We start from the raw sequence: 19,047 nt of genomic DNA on the forward strand, positions 1-19,047 counted from the left end.
CGAGAGACGGAATCCATCCCATGGGACGACTGACCGGGCAGTGCGCGATAGTCACCGGCGGTGCCAACGGCATCGGGCGGGGCATCGCCACCGCCTTCGCCCGCGAGGGCTGTGACGTGTTCTTCACGGCGTTGGCCGATGAGGCCGCGGCCCAGTCGACCCGCGAGGAGCTTCGCGGGCACGGCGTGCGGGCGGAGTACATGCTGTTGGACGCCGCCGACCCGGATTCCGTCGCGCGCCTGATGGACAGGGCGTCGGAGACGCTGGGGATGGCCGACGTCCTGGTGAACAACGCCGCCACGGCCACCAGGACGGCTTTCCTCGACCTGACCCAGGATGAGTACGAGCAGGTCATGGCGGTCAACCTGCGCTTCCCGTTCTTCGCCACGCAGGCGTTCGCCGCACGGCTCCGTTCCGCCGGCAACTCGGGAAGCATCATCAACATCAGCTCACTCAGTGCGACCAGCGCCATCAGCGCCATGGCCCACTACCAGAGCAGCAAGGCCGGCCTCTCCATGCTCACCCGGGGAGCGGCCTACGAGCTGGCTCCCTTCGGTATCCGCGTCAACACGATCTCGCCGGGGCTGACCGCCACCAAGTCCAACGCCTCGCAGTGGCGTGACGACCCTGAGCTCTGGCGCGAGCGGGGCAAGGACATTCCCCTGGGGCGGCCTGGCCGGCCGGAAGACATCGCGGGCGCCGCGGTGTTCCTCGCGTCCGCCGAGTCGGGATGGATGACCGGCGGCGACATCGCCGTGGACGGAGGAGAGGTCACGCTGTGAGTGCCGACTGGGCGCCGCGGATGATCGACGGGCAGGTGCTCGAGCGGGACGACCTGCTCCTACCCGTCATCGAGGCCTTGGGAGATGCCTTCCGCTCGCTACGCGCCGGCCAGGCACAGAGCGCACCCCGCACTCTGCTCCAGACAGGCTCCGAGCCACGCAATCAGCTCCTGATCAGCCCGGCGGCGTGGGAGCAGCGCGGAGTCGCCGGACTGAAGATCACCACGCTCACTCCGGACAACCCGAGCCGTGATCTGCCCCTGATCCACGGCATCGTCGCCCTGGTCGATCTGAGGACGGGCAAGGTGACGGCACTCCTGGACGGTGCCGCCCTGACCGCCCTTCGCACGGGGGCCGTCGCCGGTCTGGCGACGCGGATCTGCGCCCCGCAGGATGCCGGTGATCTGGCTGTGATCGGCGCGGGGGTCCAGGCCCGCGCGCTGCTCCGCACCATGACCGCGGTACGTCCCATCCGCTCCGTTCGCCTGTACTCCCGGACGAGGGCGAGGGCGGAGACGCTCGGAGACTGGGCCCGGGAGCTCCTGGGCCCCCTGGCGACCGTGACGGTGTGCGACGACCCCCGGTCAGCCGTTCGGGACGCGGAGATCATCTGCACGGCGACGTCCACCGACAGCAAGACACCGTTGATCGAGGCCGACTGGGTGGCGACCGGGGCCCATCTCAACGTCATCGGCGGTACGCACGAGGATGCCCTCGAGATTGCCCCGCAGCTGCTGGCGACGGCCTTCGTGGCGGTCGAGCAGCAGGCCGACGCGCTGGAGGACGCCGGCGAGATCCGGGCGGCGGTCGCCGACGGTCTGATCGGCTCTGCCCACCTCAACGACCTGGGCGCACTGCTCGACGGAGAGGCCTCGCCCGAGCCGGGCCAGACCACCGTGTATCGAAGTGTGGGCCTGTCGATCGAGGACACGGCCGCCGCGGCAGCCGTCTACGACGCTGTGCACGGGGCCCCGTAACCGGCGATGCGGCCGCTCACAGGGCCCCGTGTCCTCAGCGGTTGGTCCGGTCCGGTCGAGCCTCCCGCGACCAGGCCAGGAACGACCTCTCGAACACGATGACGGTCTCGCCCGTGGACTTGGTCCCCGTGGTCTCCACAGCCACGATGCCCTGGCCCGGGCGCGACTGTGACCACCGCTTGCTCAGGATCCGACTGGTCGCGTAGAGCGTGTCACCGACGAACACCGGCTCGTGCAACCGCACGCGATCCCAACCCAGGTTGGCCACCGCGCGAGCCGACAGCGCCTGTACGGTCATCCCGCCCACCAGGGCCAGAGTGATCGAGCTGTTCACCAGAACCCGTCCGTACCCGGCGCCCGCCGCGTAGTGCTCGTCGAAGTGCAGCGGATGCTGGTTCATGAGCAGCAGCGTGAGCCACGTGTTGTCGGCCTCCGAGAGCGTCCGGCCCGGCCAGTGCTTGATGACCATGCCGGGCTCGAAGTCCTCGTAGTCGCCGCCGTGTTCTTCGACGTACTCGTTCTCACCGACGTGCCGCAGCGTCATGCGGATTCCTCCGTGTGCGAGACGGACGAGCCGGGGCCGGACGGGCGGTCAGGCCCGAAGCGTGCCGCCCATGCCTCGCCCCGGGCGAGGGTCTGACGGGCCCTGCGCACGAACGGAGGACCCACCATGCGTCCGTCCACCAAGGTGACGCCGTCACCTGCCGTACGCACCGCGTCCATCACCCGCCGGGCTTCCTTCATCTCGGCCTCGTCCGGGCGGAAGCCCCGGTTGATGGCCTCGAGCTCCTTCGGGTGGACCGTGCCCTTGCCGTGGAAGCCAAGGGCGCGTACCTGCTCTATCTCCTCGCGCAGGACCGACGCGTCGGCGAGCTGGAAATTGCCGGTGTCGATGCAGGCGATTCCATGGCGGGCAGAGGCGAGTGCCATGGCCTGCCGGGCGGCCAGCAGTCCGGCCCAGTTGATCTCGATGCCCAAAGTGGCAGCCAGATCCGCCGAGCCCAGGATCAGTCCGTCACTGGCAGCCGCGATCCCGTCGAGCTCGTCGACCGCTTGGACGGTCTCGACTGTCACGAAGATCTCGGGATGCCATCCGGCCGAGGCGAACGTCTCCCGCAGCAACGTCGGTTCAGCCGGGGTCCTGACCATGGTCATGAACACGAACCCGGGCTTCGCCGCTCCCTCGGTGAGCCATGCGATGTCGTGGACCGCCTCCATCGAACCCAGGGGGTTGATACGGACGGCGACGTTCGTGGTGTCGGACGCCTGGTCCAGCGCCACTCGGCAGATCTCCCGTGCCTGCCGCTTGGCCGGGGCGGGCACCGAGTCTTCCAGGTCCATCAGATGAACGTCGGCGTCGTACGATCGCGCCGCCAGCACCCGGTCCAAGGACAGCGCGGGGGTGTAGAGGATGCTGCGCGCCAGGGCGCGTGCCGTGGTGGTCATCCCTCTGCCCTCGCCTGCGCCAAGGGGGCCTGTCGGGCACCCAACTCCACGAGCACCGCAGCCAGATCACGGATCTGCGCCTCGCTCTGACCAGCTCGCATCATGACCCGCAGTCCGGCTGTGCCGCGCGCGACGATGGGGAAGAAGACCGGTGACACGTAGAAGCCCGCCTCGAAGACCCGGCGGCCTGCCTCGATCACCACGTCATCCGCCATCGGGACCAGCCTGATGGGAAAGGCCGAGCCCGACTGCTCGGTCTCGACCTGGGAGTCGAAGAGTGCGATGTTCTCCCGCAACCGGTCCTGAAGCCGGGTGAGTTCAGCGGTCCGATGAATCTCGGCCGACGCGAGTCCGGCGCCCACCGCAGCGGTGTTCAGCGGCTGCGAGTAGCTGAGCGCGCCGGCGAAGCGCTCGATGACACGCAGCGTCTCCTTGGGGTGCCCATCGAGCAGTACAGCCGCGCCACTGGTCCCGAAGGCCTTGTTCAGCGTGGCCACCACGATGGTTCTGTCGTCCAGGACAGGGCTGTTGGAGCGGACGTAACCGATGCCGCGCGTGCCGTACGCCGAGAGGGAGTGGGAGTCGTCGTAGAACACCCGCAGACCGTATCTGTCCTGCAGGGCGGCGAGTTCCTTGACCGGGGCGTAGCCGCCCAGGCTGTCACTGCCGTCGCAGATGTACCAGACCTGGGAATACTCCTTACACCGGTCCTCGATGAAGTCCAGGTCGTGATGTCGGCAGGTGACGACCTCCGTCTCATCCGCGCACATGGGCTTGGCCTGCGCCATCGAGACATGGCAGTTCTTGTCGAAGATCATCAAAGGGCGTGTGCCGTCGCCGACATGCCCGGAGGCGATCAGCGGCAGCAGCCCGGCACTCGCGGCGCTGGCCGAGATGGCAGACACCACGTCGGCCGAGAACAACTCCCCGAGCGAATTTTCCAGTTCCAGCAGGGCGGGGATCTGCACCCGGCTGCGCGGAATGCAGTGGTCGAGCACACCGTACTTGCGCAGTGCGGCGACTGCCCCCTCGATCACCTGGGGATGGGAGTCCAGATCAAGGTAGGAGCAGCAACTGAAGTTGATGAACTCGTGGCCCGCTTCGGTACGCAGGACGCCATCTTCGAGGTCAGCGACGATGCCCGCCACGCCATTGCGTTCCGACATGTCCCAGAAGGAGTTTCCGATACCAACCGACTTATCATTGTTGCGGAATCGGTTGGTCGGCTGAATGGTTTTTGAGCCGGTCACTTCTTTCCACCCATCGGCGAATCCTCCGGCTGATAGTTGTACAGACCCTTCACCTTTCGGTGAACGTTCTTGTAGAGCGAGTCGGCCAGCACGAGAGGCCGACGGAATATCTTCTTGTTGTACAGCCAGAAGTTGAGGTTGATGTTCACCTCGTCAACGGCGTCGACCTGGTGCCACCAACCAATGGGGAGGTACAGCATCTGGCCCGGCTCCAGAACGATGTCCCGGCGCTGCGCAACCGCGGCCGCGATGCGCGGATAACGCGCGAGATCGACGTTGTCGACCCTGACGGTGTGCGAAGTGTTCGCAAAGCCTTGCAGAGCCGACCGGATGTAGTAGTTCTTGAATCCCGGCGGCATCACAACGAAACGCTTACGCCCTTCGAGCTGAACGTTGAAGTTCTCGAGGTCGTCGAAGTGGTTGCGCGAGCGCATCCCACCGTAATTCGCCCAGAGATTGGCCGAGCTCAACGGAGCCCGATAGTCGAACATCTTCTCGATGTCGAAACCGAGCAGATCACTGATGACTTTGGGGTGATTCTTGATGTTTGAAACGATGCGATACGTGCCGTCCGTATTCGACTTGTAGGGTTCGAGCTCGAAGAAATCCCGAAGCGGGACCTTCGTGATCTCGGCGCGCGTTTCGTTCTCCCTGGCGCGATCCTTCTTGACCAGAGCGACCGTGATGTCGCCGAGTTTCTCGAGCACGGCTGTCCGGTAGAAGCCCGGCTCGGCCGGCGGAAGGACATCGATCACCGCGGGGACATCGGCCCTGATAATGGCGTCGGGGCCCCAGGACAGGAATTCATCAAGGCTGAGCCGGGGGTAGGGAACACTCTCGATGCCGTAGAACGAGGAAAGTGTGTCGCTCATGTGGGTATCCTCTCTGCTTTGTTGGAAGGTGCGTGCGTGGCCGTTGTCGTCGAGCCCAGCCATGCCGCGTAGTCGTCGTGGACGAAGGCGGCCACACTGTCGAAGTCCGCCTGCTGATCACTGTCCAGGTCTTCCCTGGGGCAGGCGCGCTGGTCGGTACAGAAGTCGAAGAGGTCTTCCGGCCGGACCTTGAGTCCGGAGCGAGACCGGGCCGGACGGGACATCACTTCGGCCCGGGCCCGGGCGAGTTCGGTGCGCCATGCCTGGCGCACGGTGAGACTGTCGATCCGGTTTCTTGCCCGCAGACCGTACGTTCGGCGCAGTTCCTCCGAGCGCACCAGATCCAGACAGGCGTCGGCACATTCCTCCGGCGTCCGGACGAGCAGGGCGCTGTCGGGCGTGAGCAGGTCGCGTACACCGCCCACGGGAAGGGCGACACAGGGCAACCCGGCCAGCATCGCTTCCTGAAGGGCCTTTTCGCTGGTCGCGTAGGTGTACGGATTGAGCGGATAGCAGAAGATGTCCAGGCGGTTCAGGAACGCGGCCGGGTCCGCCTGGAAACCCAGGAAGCGCACCCGGCCCTCCAGGCCCAGCCGACGGGCCTCCGCACGGTAGACGTCCAGCGGGCCGTCTCCGGCGAACTCGAAGTCGACCTCCGGCGCGGCATGAATGACGCGCGCGGCGATCTCCAGCATGGCCGAGTGCATCTTGATGGGCTCGACCGTGCCGAGGTAGCCAATGGTGATCCGACCGTCAGGGCTCTTTCCCGTTCCGGCGACGCCACCCGGGCCCACGCCAAGGCCGGCGGCGGAGAACACACAACGGGCCGGCGGAAGGCCGGCAAGCAGCCGGTTCTTCTCGAAGCGCGGGTTCGCCGCGGCACTCGGAACCGTGACGGTGCAGCCGTCGACCCGGGAGAGCAACCCCTCACTTGGGCACATCAGAGGTGCGTCGAAATGCCCTCGGGAGTGCAACAGGACCCTGCCGGCCGGCAGGTCCGTGTTCACCAGGAAGTCATTCACGTACGGGTTGTTCCACCACTCGACCTGCACGAGGTCCGCATCCGCCGCGGCAGCGCGCGCCTCTTCCACACCTCCGACGACCTCGACACCCACGCTTTCGAATGCCGCCCTGTGTTCCGTGCGGGGAGGCACCAGTGAGGCGACCGTGGGAGTCACCTCGGCGGGCGTACCCGCACACATCCGCAGCAGACCCATGCTTGCGCCGCCGTCGGTCACTTCTTTGATGACATGGAGCACCTTCACCGGCCAGGGCCTCCGAGACGCCAGCGGGCCAGCAGATCGGCTCGGGTGTGGGGAAAGCCCCCGAAAATCCTGTCGTTGGCTTCCAGGGCTTCCTCGTCGGCGAGCAGCACGAACTGGAACAGACGGTCCTCGAGCATCGTCTCCCATCGGTTCAGGACAGCCATGTCCTGCGCCCGGCCGGCGTGCTGCAGCCCGTCGAACGAGCTTCCATCGCCGTAGGCACTCACGCTGTTCAGACCGCGGTCGGAGTGTTCCAGCCCCAGTGCGTTGGAGACCCTGCGCCGCTCATCGGCGTCACTGAACCAGGCGTTGAAGGTGAGGTAGGTGTAGCCGAAGGACCGGTTCTCGAGGTAGTGGGCGTACCGCTTCCAGAGGTCCAGGAGATCGCGGATGCGGTAGCGATAGGCGAAGGACGGGTCGTCATGCGCCTGACGGACAATGCTGGCAGCCGTATTGGGATAGTCGCGAAGGACCACCACCACGTCGGAGCGGCGTGCCACGCGCATATTGTGGTGGAGGGGGAACGCAGCGGGATCGACATTCTCGTATCCCACTATCAGGGTGCGCTCCTTCGGGGATATGGACATTCGACTGTATTTGTCGCGGTCCACCGTGAGGAATTCGCCCTCCGTCTCGAAGAGGGAGAGCTCGGCACTATTGAGATACCGCACCTCCGACTCGTCGAAGTGTCCGCGGATCCATTCCGAAATCGCATGGTTTGCGCCACGGCGCAAACCGAAAATGAAGATCGCCCGGTCGAACAGCGGCTGAGGTTCTGGGACAGTCTCCTGCGTCTGGCTGCGCGCCACGGCGGCCCCCAGCTCCCGTACGCGCTCACCCGTCAGCCCCTGAGACCTCGCCAGCTCCAGCGCCGCGTCCCGGAACACCAGTGCCGCGCTGAGGGGAGGCAAATCAGCCAGACCTGCCTCGCGGCCACCCAGGGACCGCAGCACCTCGTCCAGTGCACTCGAGGAAAGCAACTGGGTCAGCGCGTGGATTGCACGCTCCCGCTCGTCCTCCATTCGGGCCCGCGCGAGTTCCGCCTCAGCGAATCGTTCGTTCGACTCAGTATGCATACTTTCCCTTACATGAAACAATTCAACCTGTTGCCGAGGGGATGAATATCACCGCTGCGGATTCAGCGCCGGGCATTTAACCCGTCGACGCACGCGTGAAGGAGGTGGCGCGCACCCGAAAGGGCGGGAGCAGGCCGATCGAGGGGTCGCCTGATCGCCTGTTCATCCCTCACCGCCACCTGCGTCCGGGTGCCGTTCGGCGCGACGGCGGCACAGCCCGCCCGAGCGGTTCGCGCGACGGGGGCTTTGCGCGGCTCGGCGTGGACCGGCTCGCCCCGAGCCCCCTTGCCGCGACCATCTCCGCTCCTGCCACCGCTGCCCCCTCACCTCAACTCCCCTACGCCTTGGGCTCCCATGAGATGCCACTGATCTGGATCATGCCGGTAGACCGTATGTCTGATCCACTGTTCGATGGACGCCGATTGAGAAAATCTGTGCGGCCCGGACCCCGGCCACCGACGCGGCGCCTGTGCAAAGCAACCCATACCCGGACACCACGCCTCATTCAGTCCGGTAGACGTGAGGCGACGGCCACACTCGGTTCGCCTCTGAGCTGGGCGAACAAGATTCTTGCGGGGTCGGGAGGCCGCATCCGCTACGCTTGTCCCCGGATCACAGATCCCCCGCCTCCGTAGCTCAGGGGATAGAGCACCGCTCTCCTAAAGCGGGTGTCGCAGGTTCGAATCCTGCCGGGGGCACAGAGGAACACCAGGTCAGAGCCTGTGTGGGCACAGGGAAGGCTCTCCGTGAAGATCGCGGAGGACCTTCCTCATGTGTGCTGGGAACGCTCTGGGAACACGCCGTCAGGCGGCATCCTCAGCGGGAGCGTCGGGCTCCTCGGGCTCGTAGCCGAGCACCAGCCCTTTCGGGATCTTTCCCGTCTGCCCCGGCGAACTGCCCTTGACAAGGAAGTCAGTCGCTCTGCCAACGAATCCAGCCGAGCTGCGCCTCGCTTCCAATCCCCAAGGTGGAGGGGCCCTTCAAAGCCCTGCGGCTTGCTCTTTCGGGTGCCAGTCCGCCTCGGACCAGTCGTACTCCTCGAAGCCGTCGGGAACCTGCACGCAGGGTGCGTAGACGCTGACGAACAGCGTCGTGGTCGAGTCGTTCCACTGAACGTCGACCTGGTCGCCGCCTTCCGGGTTTTCGAATCGGAAGCCCAGCTCGCGGAAGGTTGCCCCTACACGGTCGCCTTCGTGGGTGAGTTTCCAACCCTGCTTCACCAGCCGCTGGCGCACGCGCCGCTGCGCGTCTCGTGCGGTGGCTTCGGGGATGCCGGGCACGCTCCAATCGAGTCCGAAGCTCCGGACGTCGCTGCGTGCCTCGTCAATGTGGGCGATGCCCCTTAGCCCTCGGTAGTAACAGGCGCCGGTATCGACCCTGCCCGAGTCCGCCGCGTACTTTTCGGGTAGCGCGAAGCCGTCGTACACCCCGTCGGACTGGTCCTTGAGCCGTCGCGCGACCGCGTCGGGGTCGGCCGAGGGATATGGCGCGCCGTTCCATACGGAGCTCCCCGCCTCCGCGGCAGCGACTGACAGTGCGACCAGCACAAGCCCTGTGACGGCGTACAGGACGGATCTGCCGGAGGCTCGGCCTCTACGTAGAGGGGTCTTGGACATACATGTGACGGTAGACGTCAGCATTGTGCGACGCATGAGTAGCAGTACCCAGGTGAGTTCTGAAGCACTCACGAGGTCGTTGCTGAAGCGACGAAGCGCAGAGATCCACTGGGAAGGAGGCTTCAGCGGCGGCATCAGCGGTCTCCAGCAGCCGTCGACTTCGACGCGCCGCCCGACGCATTCCTGAGGTCTCTGCGGAGCAGGGCCAAGAGGTGCGGATGGATCCAGAAGTCCGCTCTCGTCACGCACATCCGGCGGACCTACGAGATTCCCGTCAGGCGATAGCTCGCCTCAGCCCTACAAGTGCGGCCAGCCGTCCCTGTTGGAAAAGGTCTCGAAGCAGTACCAGGTTGAGGGGCGCCGTCGGCCGGCCATCCCGGAGCGACTGCGCCCCGTCGTTCCACTGCCCGGGCGGCGCCGCCCGGCGTGTCCTCGTCGGCGTCAGGGGGCAGCGCTTCGCCGACCTGTAGAAGGAGGCCACGGCGCGCTCACGCGGGAGGCGGGGCTGCCACAGCGGCGCAGGAGTCGACAATCTGCCGGGAGCGACGGCGGGTGGATCCGGAGGGCCGGACATGAGCAGTGGCGCCTGGACCGGTGTGGCGGTGGCGGGCATCACTGCCGCGTACGCGCTGGGCTCGCGTCGGCTGTCCTCGACGCCGCTGTCGCCGGCGGTCGTGTTCGTCGGCTTCGGGATTCTTCTCGGGCCGGCTGTGCTGGACATCGTCGACCTGAAGCGCGACGCCGCACCGATCATCACGCTTCTCGAAGCCACCCTGACGCTCGTGCTGTTCACCGATGCCATGACGGTTCGCAGACAGGACCTGGTGAGCAGCGGCTTTCTGCCAGGCCGCCTGCTGGGCGTCGGACTGCCGCTGAGTCTCGGGGCCGGCTGGCTGCTTGCCTGGCTCTTGCTGCCGGGGCTGACCGTGTGGGAGCTCGCGCTCGTCGGCGCCATCCTCGTTCCCACCGACGCCGCCCTCGAAAAGACCGCCATCTCCAGTCCTCGCGTCCCGGCGCTCGTACGTCATGGCCTCAATGCCGAAAGCGGCCTGAACGACGGCATGGTGCTGCCCTTCTTCGTCCTGTTCCTGGCGGCCATCCCGGGCACGCGGTACTCGCAAGAGGGCGTGGCGGGTGTCCTCTGGCGCGCACTCGTGCTGAGCACCGCGCTGGGTCTGCTGATCGGCGGGCTCGGCGGTCGGCTGCTGCAGTGGTCCCGGGCCAGGGGCTGGAGTACGTGGAAGTGGGGGCAGGTCTACCCTCTGGCCGTCGCGGCGGCGGCGTACGAACTGGCCGTCGTGACGGACGGCAGCGGCTTCATCGCCGCCTGGGTCGCCGGATTCGCCTTCGGCTTCGCCCTCCGGCGCTACCGGACCGGCCACGAGCAGGAAGACCCGGACCGCACAGCCGCGTTCGCCGAGAATCTCGGGGGACTCCTCGCGTCGATCAGCCTTCTGGTCTTCGGGGCGGTGCTGCTCGGCCCCGCACTGGAGCACCTGAGCCGGCGGATCATCCTGTACGCGGTACTCAGTCTCACCGTCGTCAGGATGCTGCCGGTGGCCCTCTCGCTCGCCGGGAGCAGGCTGCGGCCCCCCACGGTGGCGTACATCGGGTGGTTCGGGCCGCGCGGCCTCGCGTCCGTCGTGCTGGCGCTGCTCGTGGTGGAGGAACACGTCCCCGGGGTGGAACTGCTGGGCAGGGTGGTCGCGATCACCGTCGGCCTCAGCGTCCTCCTCCACGGCGTCTCAGCCGTGGCCCTCGCCGAACGGTACGGCCGCTGGCACGCGAAGACCGCGGCGATCACGCCCGACCTGCGCGAGGGCACACCCGTACCCGAGAGCTCCGTGCGCCGACGGCCCGGCCCCCTGGACGAGCCCGAGATGTGAGGCAGCGCCGAATATGTGTGTGGATCGTGCCGGGCACACCGAGGCGCCTTCAGGCGTGGGTGCTCAGTGGGACGCCCTGACGGGATCAGGACGTCAGGACCTTCTGCTTGGCGTGCTGGAACTCCGCGTCGGTGAGCTCGCCCCTGCTCTTGAGCTCGGAGAGCTTGGTCAGTTCGTCCGCGTGGCCGCCCGCGCCCGCGCTTCCGGCGCCTCCCTTGAAGTACGCGTCGAGCGACTCCTGCCGCGCCCTGGCGGCCTGCCCCTCACGCTTGCCCATGTCACGCCCGCGGGCGATCAGATACACGAAGATTCCGAGGAACGGCAGGATGATCACGAAGAAGGTCCATCCCGTCTTGCCCCAGCCACTCAGCGAGTCGTCGCGGAAGATGTCGCCGATGACGCGGAACAGCAGGCTGATCCACAGGATCCACAGGAAGATCCACATCATCGTCCAGAACGCGCCCAGGAGCGGATAGTCGTATGCCAGATACACGTTGTTGTTCATAGTCGTCCTCCTGCCTCTGCCGTGCCTCGCGGCGCGGCGGTCGTTTCCGGCCCCTGCGGGCGCTACGCGTTTTCGGCGTGGACCCGCCCGGTGCGTACGGCGTCGGCGAGTGCCTGATGGTCGCGTTCGTTCTGGTCGGCGTAGCGTTCGGCGAAGACCGTGAGTGCGCGGTCGAAGGCATCGCCGGCGCCGAGGTAGGCGGCGATGGCGATGCGGTCTCCGGAGCGGGCGTGGGCGCGGGCGAGGGTGGAGCCGCAGAGTTCGCCGAAGGCGCGCATGTCCTTGGGGACCATGAGCTGGGGTTCGGCGATGCCCTTCCAGTCCCGCAACTGACGGATGTAGAAGTCGCGTTGGCGTCCGTCGATTCCGGTGACGCGTTCCCAGCCGAGGAAGATGTCGCTGGCGGCCTGCATGAGGCGCTGCCCGGCGACGACCCGGTGGCCCTGGTTGTCGTAGACGCTCGTCCCGGCGTACGGGGCCAGCACCGACCGGTCGGCTTCCTTGGCCTGGAGCAGCAGCGGGTCCTCGTCATCCCTGCCGAGCAGCAGGACGACCCAGCAGCGGGTGCCGACGCTGCCGACCCCGACGACCTTGCGGGCCATGTCGACGACCCGGTACTGGCGCAGCAGATGGCGGCGGTCGGACTGCAGGCTGTGGCTGTACCGCTCGATCAGTTCGCGCAGCTGTTCCTCCAGCGCGTCCCGCTCGACGCCCGGCAGCAGGTCCCCCAGCGGCACGATCAGGGGCGGGTCGGGGATGATCCTGCGCCGGCCGTCGGTCACCCGCGTCAGCTTTTCGAACGCCTGGAGGCCGTCGCGGCTGCGGGCCTTGGCCATGGCCCGCCGGGTGCGCTCGCGGCCCCGCGCTCCCAGCTTCCGGTCCGCCAGCGCCTGCAGCACGTCCATGTCGGCCTGGGTGTACCAGACGGCGAGGTTGCCCAGGCCGGCGAAGTGGCGCATCCGCTCGCGGTAGGACCGTACGGTGGCCCGCACGACGGAGGCCCGTTCGCCGTCCGTGTAGCCGTTCTCGCGTCCGGCGATGGCCAGGCTGGCGGCCAGCCTCTTGACGTCCCACTCCCAGGGGCCGGGCAGGGTCTCGTCGAAGTCGTTGATGTCGAACACCAGATGCCGCTCGGGCGAGGCGAGCAGCCGGAAGTTCAGCAGATGCGCATCCCCGCACAACTGCGCGGTGATTCCCGAACGGGGCGTGTCGGCCAGATCACCGGCCATGATGGCGGCGGCGCCCCGGTAGAAGCGGAAGGGGGACTCCAGCATCCGGCCGTACCGGATGGGCACGAGTTCCGGCAGCCGGTCGGCCGACTGCGCCTCGATGGTGTCCACCGGGTCCGGTCGCTTCGCCGAGGGCCGGTACTCCGCGTGGGCGGAGCGCGGCGCGGACGCACGCGCTGCCCGGCCCCGCGCCTCCCGTTCCTCCGGAAGCCCCCCGCTGACCTGGTCGGCCATGACGCCACCTCCTGGGCGGAGCGGCCCTGTGGGGCGCCTGCCCCGTTCCGGGCCCTCTCCCACCGTTCCACACCCCACACCGGCCGGCATCTCGGCCCTCGGACCGTCCGAGGGCGGGGGCAGGCCGGATCCGTCAGGTGGGGCCGAGCGCCATCAGCGCGGCTCGCCGACTTCGGACGCACTCGCGGGCTGGGCGGGGTCCTTCGGTAGCGAGCCACGTGCCGCAAGAGGACGCTAGAAGAGGGGGCAACGTGATGGAGAGACATCCCATGGCTCGAACCAGCACAGGCCAAAAGCCGCACAAGCCATTCCTTTCCCGCCCCGGCGTACGCCGCCTCATACCGTTCGTTCTGATCACTGCGATCGCTCTGGTCTTCATCTTCGAGAACCGCGCGAGTACCGAGATCCGCCTCCTCATCCCCTTGGTGACCATGCCCCTATGGGGTGCCCTTCTGATCGCCTGGGGCCTCGGCATGCTCGCCTGTGCCTTTACGGTGCGTAGACGCCGGGACCGGCATACAAAACAACCGGTTGAGTAACGCGTCGACACCGCCTTGGCCTGCACAGATGGCCTGCGAACCGCCCGGGGTTGAGCTACCGCTCAGGCACCCCGAGGTGCGCGGCGCGCCGGACAGGAAGAGATTGGAAGTAGCCCAAGCGGCCTGGCACGAAGCGAGGTTGTGCGGGGCCGTACGACCTAAAGGAGCCGGTGATGGCCAGTCATGTGAGTGGGACCCGCTCGGGTGCGGGGGTGCGGAGTTCGGAGAGGACCGGCATCGGGAGCGGCTGGCTGGTCTTCGCCGCCGTCCTGATGATCTTCGGTGGTCTGATGACGCTCTTCGCGGGCATCGCCGCCATCGCCAATGACGATGTGTTCGTCGCCACCCGCAACTACGTGTTCGAATTCGATCTCACCGGATGGGGCTGGATCCATCTGATCATGGGCGTGGTCATCACTCTCGCCGGTGCCGCCCTGTTCCAGGGCGCCACTTGGGCGCGGGTCGTCGGCGTGGGGCTGGCCGGCCTGGCCATGCTCGCGAACTTCCTCTGGATCCCGTACGCGCCGTTCTGGGCCATCGTCCTGATCGCGATCAACACCTTCGTGATCTGGGCGCTGTGCACCGCTCCCAGTCCGTCGGAGCGATGAAGGTCCCTCGAGGCGATGAAGGTTCGTCGGAGCGATGAAGCAGGGGATGGCCTGAGGGGCGGCCCGGCCCCCAGGCCATCCACGGCTAGGGTTTTGACGAGCGGGGCTGAGCCGTCGGGATGCGGTGCGTGAAGAACATCGCGAGGAGCGCGGTGAGGGCGAGGATGGCGAGTGCGGCGCGCAGACCGTCGATCCGGGCGTCGGCGTTGGCGTCGAGGGCCGCCTGTGTCACCTCACTGCTCGCGCCGGCTTTGTCGACAGCGGACTTGAGCTGGGCGTCGGACGAGAACGGTACGCCGCTCTGGAGTTCGACGGCCGCCTGGTTCTTCACGTCGGCCGGGACCGCCGGATTCTGCTCGATGCTGGTCAGGAACGAAGACGTGAGCGCCGCGATCATGATCGACCCGGCGAGTGCCGTACCGATCGAGGCGCCGAGGTTGGTGACGGCGTTCTGGATCCCACCGACTTCCGCGCTCTTTTCCTCCGGCACCGCGGACACGGTGACCGACCCGAGCTGGGACGCCAGCGCGCCCATGCCGAGGCCGATCAACAGGAGGGGAATGGTGACGATTTCCGCGCCGGCGTCCGCGTCGAGCGCGGCCATCAGGACCACCGCGCCCGCGAGCAGCGCGAGGATCCCGATCCGCACGACCCGCCGCGGCGAGACGTCGGGCAGGAAGCGGGGGATCAGGACCGCGGCCGCCAGCAGCGTCACCGAGAGCGGCAGGATGCGAGCACCGGTCACGAGCGCGGACAGGCCCAGGGCGACCGACAGATAGAGCGGGACGACGAAGAACACGCCCATCTGAACGAGGTATTGGAAGAAGAACATCGTCAGCCCGCCGGTGAGCTGCTTGTTGCGCAACATGGCCGGGTCGACGAGTGGCTCCCTGCCCCGCTCCACGAGGCGTGCTTCCCAGCGGAGGAAGAGCCAGATCAGAAGCAGACCTGCCAGCATCAGCCACACGACCAGCGAAATCCCCAGGAACGAAGGCGCGTCGGGCTTCGGCCGGAACCAGCCCCATTCGCTGGTGCGCAGGACGCCATAGACGAAGATCCCCAGCCCGAGGGCGGACAGCACGGCGCCGACGAGATCGATGCGCGGGCGTTCGTCGCTCGCGGCATCGGCGATGCGGCGGGCGAGCACCACGATGCCGACCACCATCACGACCTCACCGGCGAAGACCCACCGCCAGGAGAAGTACGTCGTCGCGACACCCCCGATGAGCGGCCCGAGCGCGATCGCCACGGCCCCCGCGGCCGCGACGAGTCCGTACGCCGCGGGACGGCGTTCAGCAGCGAAGTTGCCGGCCACAAGCGCCACGATCGCGGGGAGGATGAGCGCCGCTCCGACTCCCTCGAGGAACGACCAGCCGAGCAGCAGTACGGGCAGGTTCGGTGCGAGCGCCGTGATCAGGGAGCCGCAGCCGTAGATGGAACAGCCGATCACGAACGCGCGTTTACGTCCGATCAGCGCCCCCACCTTGCCACCGGGGATCATGAACATGGCCATCACGAGGGTGTAGGCCGTGATGGCGCCCTGGATCCCCGTCACCGTCGTGCCCACGTCCTCGGCGACCGTCGCGATAGAGACGTTCATGACCGAGCTGTCGAGTGCCATCAGGAACTGACCGGCCGCGAGTGTCAGCAGGACGAGGCGCGCCGTAGCCGGACTCTCAACAGCGCCTGCCTCGGATGCCATGCGCGAATGGTCCCAGCCTCCGCGGAGGGCGGATCCGCGACCCGCCATGGAGTTCAACCGGTTGGCGGACCGAGGCTCCCGGGAGTTCGGCGTCCGGCCGTGCGGTTGTGCCGCGCGGCCGGGCGCGAGCCGGTGGCCGATGGCCCCCCTCCGGCCTCCGGCCTCAGGCCTCCGGCTTCCGGCTCGGATACGTCACACGCCGGCGACTGTCTCCGCGAACCGTGACCAGTCGGTGAACTCCCAGTCCCAGCGGCGGCAGACACGCTCCTTGGGAAGGTCGTCCCGCGAGGGATCGAGAAGCATCAGCCGGGCCTGGCGGCCGTCGCCGACCACGATGGCGAGGAGATAGCCGCCCGGTTCCGTCAGCATGAGAGACATCTCGTTGTTGGTCATGGCGAACCGCGCGTCGGGCCGGTCGACCTTCTTGACCTCGATCCGTACGGGCTTGCCCTGCGGATCCGTGCCCTCGAGGTCGTAGCCGACGTTCTGTCCGCTGACATCGCGCAGCGTCCAGCCGAGCTGGTTGAGGTACTCCTTCGCCGCGAGCTCCGCCACCCTCCATCGCTTCAGTACGGACGCCAGGGAGCCGTCGGAGCGAGGGGCCGCCTTCGTCACCCGGATTCCTTCGGCCGAGGCCGGGACGACGGGGGTCTCCTCCTGCGGGTCCGGCGGGGAGGCCTCGAGCACGAGCCTGCTCTCCACCTCGGTGAGCTTCCGGCCGTGTGCGCGGGCGAGCTCCTTGAGATGCTCACCGAGCCGTGAGCGCAGCCCGTCGGACAGGTCGGCCGGGTTCACCTCGGTCAGGGCGGCGGCGAGGTCGATGCTTCGCAGGCCCAGTACCGCCTTCAGTACCCGAGCGGCGGCCTGGTTGCGCGGCTCGTACAGCGCCGAAGGAGCGCCGCCGGGAAAGATGACGGTCACGTCCCGCGGCTCCAGCGGAAGTGGCGAGTGGGCGAACGACGGCCGCCGTGCGGTCATCTCCTCCCTCAGCGACGTCACGAGCAGCTTGCCGGCGGACGCGGTGGCCGAGACCATCATGCTGCGCAGGTCCTCGCCGTCCAGGACCAGCTCCCACAGCCGCTCGAACGCCGGGTCGCCGGGCGTGCGCAGCCGCTCCGCGATCGCCCGGGCCGCGTCGGTGAGGACCCGGCGGGTCGACGCGTCCGCCGTCACCGCGTGGGTGCGAGACGGATCGGTGAGGACGTCACCCGAGACGATCACGGGCAGTCCCACTTCGTCCTGGAGTGGCAGGAAACATGCCAGACGGCCGCGTACGCCGGTCATGGCGAGAGCGCGCGCGTCGAGCGGCACCGCCACCGTCGCCACACCGTGCCGCAGCAGACCGAACGCCGCTTCGTCCCCGCCGATGCGCAGCACGACCCGCGAGCTGTCCCGTTCGATGAGGATGTCCTGACGTGCGGTCGCGCTCGACGTCCGGATCCGCTTCACGTTCCGCAGGAACAGCGAGCTGAGCGGGTCGATCACACCGGGTGCTCCCGTGGTGCCCGGCCGGCACGTGACGGTGAAGGCCACGCCGTCGGCCGGCGCGTCGGCATGGACCTCGGCGGGTATCCGGATCAGCGGCACCGCGTTCTCGCCGGGTTCACCCAGCAGCGCCGCGGCAGCCGCCCTGTCGAACACGAAACGCACGCCCGCCGAGCGGACGTCGATCCGGGAGGCGATCGCCGCGAGCGACTTGAAACCGATGCCCCGGTACCCGATCGAGTCACCGCCGCGCGACTTGGTGGAGTTCGCGCTGCGGCACAGCGCCTCCACGTCCGCCGCGTCCAGGAACCGGCCGTCGTTGCTCCAGCGGAACCGGCCCTCCCCGAGATCCTCCACGACCACCGACGTGGAGCCGGCGTCGTCGGAGTTCTGGAGCAGTTCGTACGGCACCCGGTCGCGGTAGGTTTCGGCGAGCAGTTCCTCCATCCGCGCGATCTCGCGGAAGAGTCCCGGTGCCTGCGCGTGCTCGCGTACGAGGGTGTCCTGGAGGGCGGCGACGGCCGCCATGAGGCCGGTCACAGGTCCTCGGCGTCCAGCACGCGCACCACGACGCGGGTCGGCTCGCCGGACAGGTCGTCCAGGTCGAACGAACACTGGGCGACCCAGCGCGGCAGACGCGACGGCAACGCGGCGCCCTTCCCCACGGGGACCCTCCCGTACAGCGACACCTCCCGCTTGTCGAGCAGGAAGTCAGTGCCGTCCAGCACCTCGACGGCGATTCCGGGCATGGGAACCTCGAAGGGACACTCGGCCTCGACGTCGTCCTCGTCGTCGAGGTCGTCGCCCCGCCACGACTCCATGGCGACGAAGTCGGCCAGCAGTTCCCTGGCCGATCCGAACTCCGCGAACCCACCGAGGCGTACCTGCAAGCAGGCGTCGTGCCTCTTGCCGACGATCGTGGCGTCACACGCGGTGGGCTTCAGCCGCACGGCCTCATGAACCGTCTCGTCGATCAGCTCGACGGGCAGCGCCTTCGTCTTCGACGAGGGCCAGACCAGGTCGAGGTTTGTTTCCTCCAGGTCGAAGGAGGTCATCTGGAGGCTGATCTGCTCGGGCTTGACGGGCTTGGAGCACTCCCAGGTGCCGCTGGACTTGGAGAACCGCACCGGCCGCTTGCCGGCTTTCCTGATCGTCTCCAGCAGGGCATGCGTGTAGCTGACCAACTCGGGCCGGTCCACCGGACTCAGCCCCAGGAGAAGGGTGGGCGGGTAGTCGTCGTCCTCGCCCCGCGTGAAACGGTCGGACCAGTCCTCAGGCAGGAACCGCGCCGTGCCCGATACGACGATCTCCTGGAAGTGCGTGTCGTCGAAGCTGTCCGTGACAAGCCTCGCCCGCACGTTCTCGACTTGCCAGCCGACGAGTGACAGAGCCAGCTCGTCCACCGCCACTTCGAGTTCCTCGATCTTCTTGCCCATCGACGACCCGCCCCTCCCACGAACATTTTCACAGGTCATCCCAGCTGTGCGGGTGACGTGCAGACGATATCCCTCCCTCGCGCAACGCCTGCCGTGCGCCGCAGCGCAGGGAAAGCCATCTGTGCGAAGTGGATGGGCA

General features: G+C 67.7%; 16 protein-coding genes and 1 tRNA gene. 5 read left to right on the forward strand and 12 right to left on the reverse strand.

What is annotated here, in order from left to right:
* The first annotated feature begins 20 nt into the window (after positions 1-20).
* Entirely contained in the window at positions 21-782 is a 762-nt protein-coding gene (locus tag ACZ5VC_RS20850; RefSeq protein ID WP_469121504.1) for an SDR family NAD(P)-dependent oxidoreductase, read from the forward strand.
* Positions 779-1,759, forward strand: a complete 981-nt coding sequence (locus ACZ5VC_RS20855; protein WP_469121505.1) for an ornithine cyclodeaminase family protein — start codon at positions 779-781, stop codon at positions 1,757-1,759. The genes ACZ5VC_RS20850 and ACZ5VC_RS20855 overlap by 4 nt, the downstream gene beginning before the upstream one ends.
* Positions 1,760-1,793: 34 nt before the next feature.
* Here ACZ5VC_RS20855 and ACZ5VC_RS20860 read toward each other — a convergent pair whose 3' ends face one another.
* The 6 genes from ACZ5VC_RS20860 to ACZ5VC_RS20885 all read right to left on the reverse strand — a co-directional run bounded on the left by ACZ5VC_RS20860 (position 1,794) and on the right by ACZ5VC_RS20885 (position 7,668).
* Positions 1,794-2,303, reverse strand: a complete 510-nt coding sequence (locus tag ACZ5VC_RS20860) for a MaoC family dehydratase (RefSeq protein WP_469121506.1) — start codon at positions 2,301-2,303, stop codon at positions 1,794-1,796.
* Positions 2,300-3,205, reverse strand: a complete 906-nt coding sequence (locus tag ACZ5VC_RS20865; RefSeq protein ID WP_469121507.1) for an HpcH/HpaI aldolase/citrate lyase family protein — start codon at positions 3,203-3,205, stop codon at positions 2,300-2,302. The genes ACZ5VC_RS20860 and ACZ5VC_RS20865 overlap by 4 nt, the downstream gene beginning before the upstream one ends.
* Complete coding sequence (locus ACZ5VC_RS20870) at positions 3,202-4,455, reverse strand: 8-amino-7-oxononanoate synthase family protein (RefSeq protein WP_469121508.1); 1,254 nt, start codon at positions 4,453-4,455, stop codon at positions 3,202-3,204. Before ACZ5VC_RS20870 ends, ACZ5VC_RS20865 begins: the two co-directional genes overlap by 4 nt.
* Positions 4,452-5,327 (reverse strand): cupin-like domain-containing protein, encoded by an 876-nt coding sequence (locus ACZ5VC_RS20875; RefSeq protein WP_469121509.1) that lies wholly within the window; start codon positions 5,325-5,327, stop codon positions 4,452-4,454. Before ACZ5VC_RS20875 ends, ACZ5VC_RS20870 begins: the two co-directional genes overlap by 4 nt.
* Positions 5,324-6,442, reverse strand: coding sequence for a glycosyltransferase (locus tag ACZ5VC_RS20880; protein ID WP_469121510.1), 1,119 nt, complete (start codon positions 6,440-6,442; stop codon positions 5,324-5,326). The genes ACZ5VC_RS20875 and ACZ5VC_RS20880 overlap by 4 nt, the downstream gene beginning before the upstream one ends.
* A 146-nt stretch (positions 6,443-6,588) precedes the next feature.
* The gene (locus tag ACZ5VC_RS20885; RefSeq protein ID WP_469121511.1) at positions 6,589-7,668 is read right to left on the reverse strand and encodes a hypothetical protein; all 1,080 of its coding nucleotides are present in this window, start codon (positions 7,666-7,668) and stop codon (positions 6,589-6,591) included.
* A 625-nt stretch (positions 7,669-8,293) separates the two neighbouring features.
* On the opposite strand from ACZ5VC_RS20885, the gene ACZ5VC_RS20890 reads away from it, so the two are divergent.
* Positions 8,294-8,366, forward strand: a tRNA-Arg gene (locus ACZ5VC_RS20890).
* A gap of 282 nt (positions 8,367-8,648) precedes the next feature.
* Here ACZ5VC_RS20890 and ACZ5VC_RS20895 read toward each other — a convergent pair.
* The gene (locus tag ACZ5VC_RS20895) at positions 8,649-9,284 is read right to left on the reverse strand and encodes a hypothetical protein (RefSeq protein ID WP_469121512.1); all 636 of its coding nucleotides are present in this window, start codon (positions 9,282-9,284) and stop codon (positions 8,649-8,651) included.
* A 572-nt stretch (positions 9,285-9,856) separates the two neighbouring features.
* Between ACZ5VC_RS20895 and ACZ5VC_RS20900 the strand changes: the two genes are divergently transcribed.
* Positions 9,857-11,170 carry a cation:proton antiporter domain-containing protein gene (locus tag ACZ5VC_RS20900; protein ID WP_469121513.1) on the forward strand — a complete coding sequence of 438 codons (1,314 nt, stop codon included), beginning with the start codon at positions 9,857-9,859 and terminating at the stop codon, positions 11,168-11,170.
* A gap of 85 nt (positions 11,171-11,255) precedes the next feature.
* On the opposite strand, the gene ACZ5VC_RS20905 is transcribed toward ACZ5VC_RS20900, so the two are convergent.
* Both ACZ5VC_RS20905 and ACZ5VC_RS20910 read right to left on the reverse strand, forming a co-directional pair.
* Complete coding sequence (locus tag ACZ5VC_RS20905) at positions 11,256-11,675, reverse strand: SHOCT domain-containing protein (protein WP_469121514.1); 420 nt, start codon at positions 11,673-11,675, stop codon at positions 11,256-11,258.
* Between the two features lie 62 nt (positions 11,676-11,737).
* Entirely contained in the window at positions 11,738-13,138 is a 1,401-nt protein-coding gene (locus tag ACZ5VC_RS20910; protein ID WP_469121515.1) for a DUF2252 domain-containing protein, read from the reverse strand.
* Positions 13,139-13,850: 712 nt separating this feature from the next.
* On the opposite strand from ACZ5VC_RS20910, the gene ACZ5VC_RS20915 reads away from it, so the two are divergent.
* The gene (locus ACZ5VC_RS20915) at positions 13,851-14,285 is read left to right on the forward strand and encodes a DUF7144 family membrane protein (protein WP_469121516.1); all 435 of its coding nucleotides are present in this window, start codon (positions 13,851-13,853) and stop codon (positions 14,283-14,285) included.
* Between the two features lie 85 nt (positions 14,286-14,370).
* On the opposite strand, the gene ACZ5VC_RS20920 is transcribed toward ACZ5VC_RS20915, so the two are convergent.
* From ACZ5VC_RS20920 to ACZ5VC_RS20930, 3 genes are all read right to left on the reverse strand, one after another.
* Positions 14,371-15,987, reverse strand: coding sequence for an MFS transporter (locus ACZ5VC_RS20920; RefSeq protein WP_469121517.1), 1,617 nt, complete (start codon positions 15,985-15,987; stop codon positions 14,371-14,373).
* 192 nt (positions 15,988-16,179) lie between these two features.
* Entirely contained in the window at positions 16,180-18,012 is a 1,833-nt protein-coding gene (locus tag ACZ5VC_RS20925) for a sacsin N-terminal ATP-binding-like domain-containing protein (protein WP_469121518.1), read from the reverse strand.
* Complete coding sequence (locus ACZ5VC_RS20930; protein WP_469121519.1) at positions 18,009-18,908, reverse strand: hypothetical protein; 900 nt, start codon at positions 18,906-18,908, stop codon at positions 18,009-18,011. The genes ACZ5VC_RS20925 and ACZ5VC_RS20930 overlap by 4 nt, the downstream gene beginning before the upstream one ends.
* Positions 18,909-19,047 lie beyond the last annotated feature (139 nt).

Source organism: Streptomyces sp. NPDC033174 (assembly GCF_055577795.1).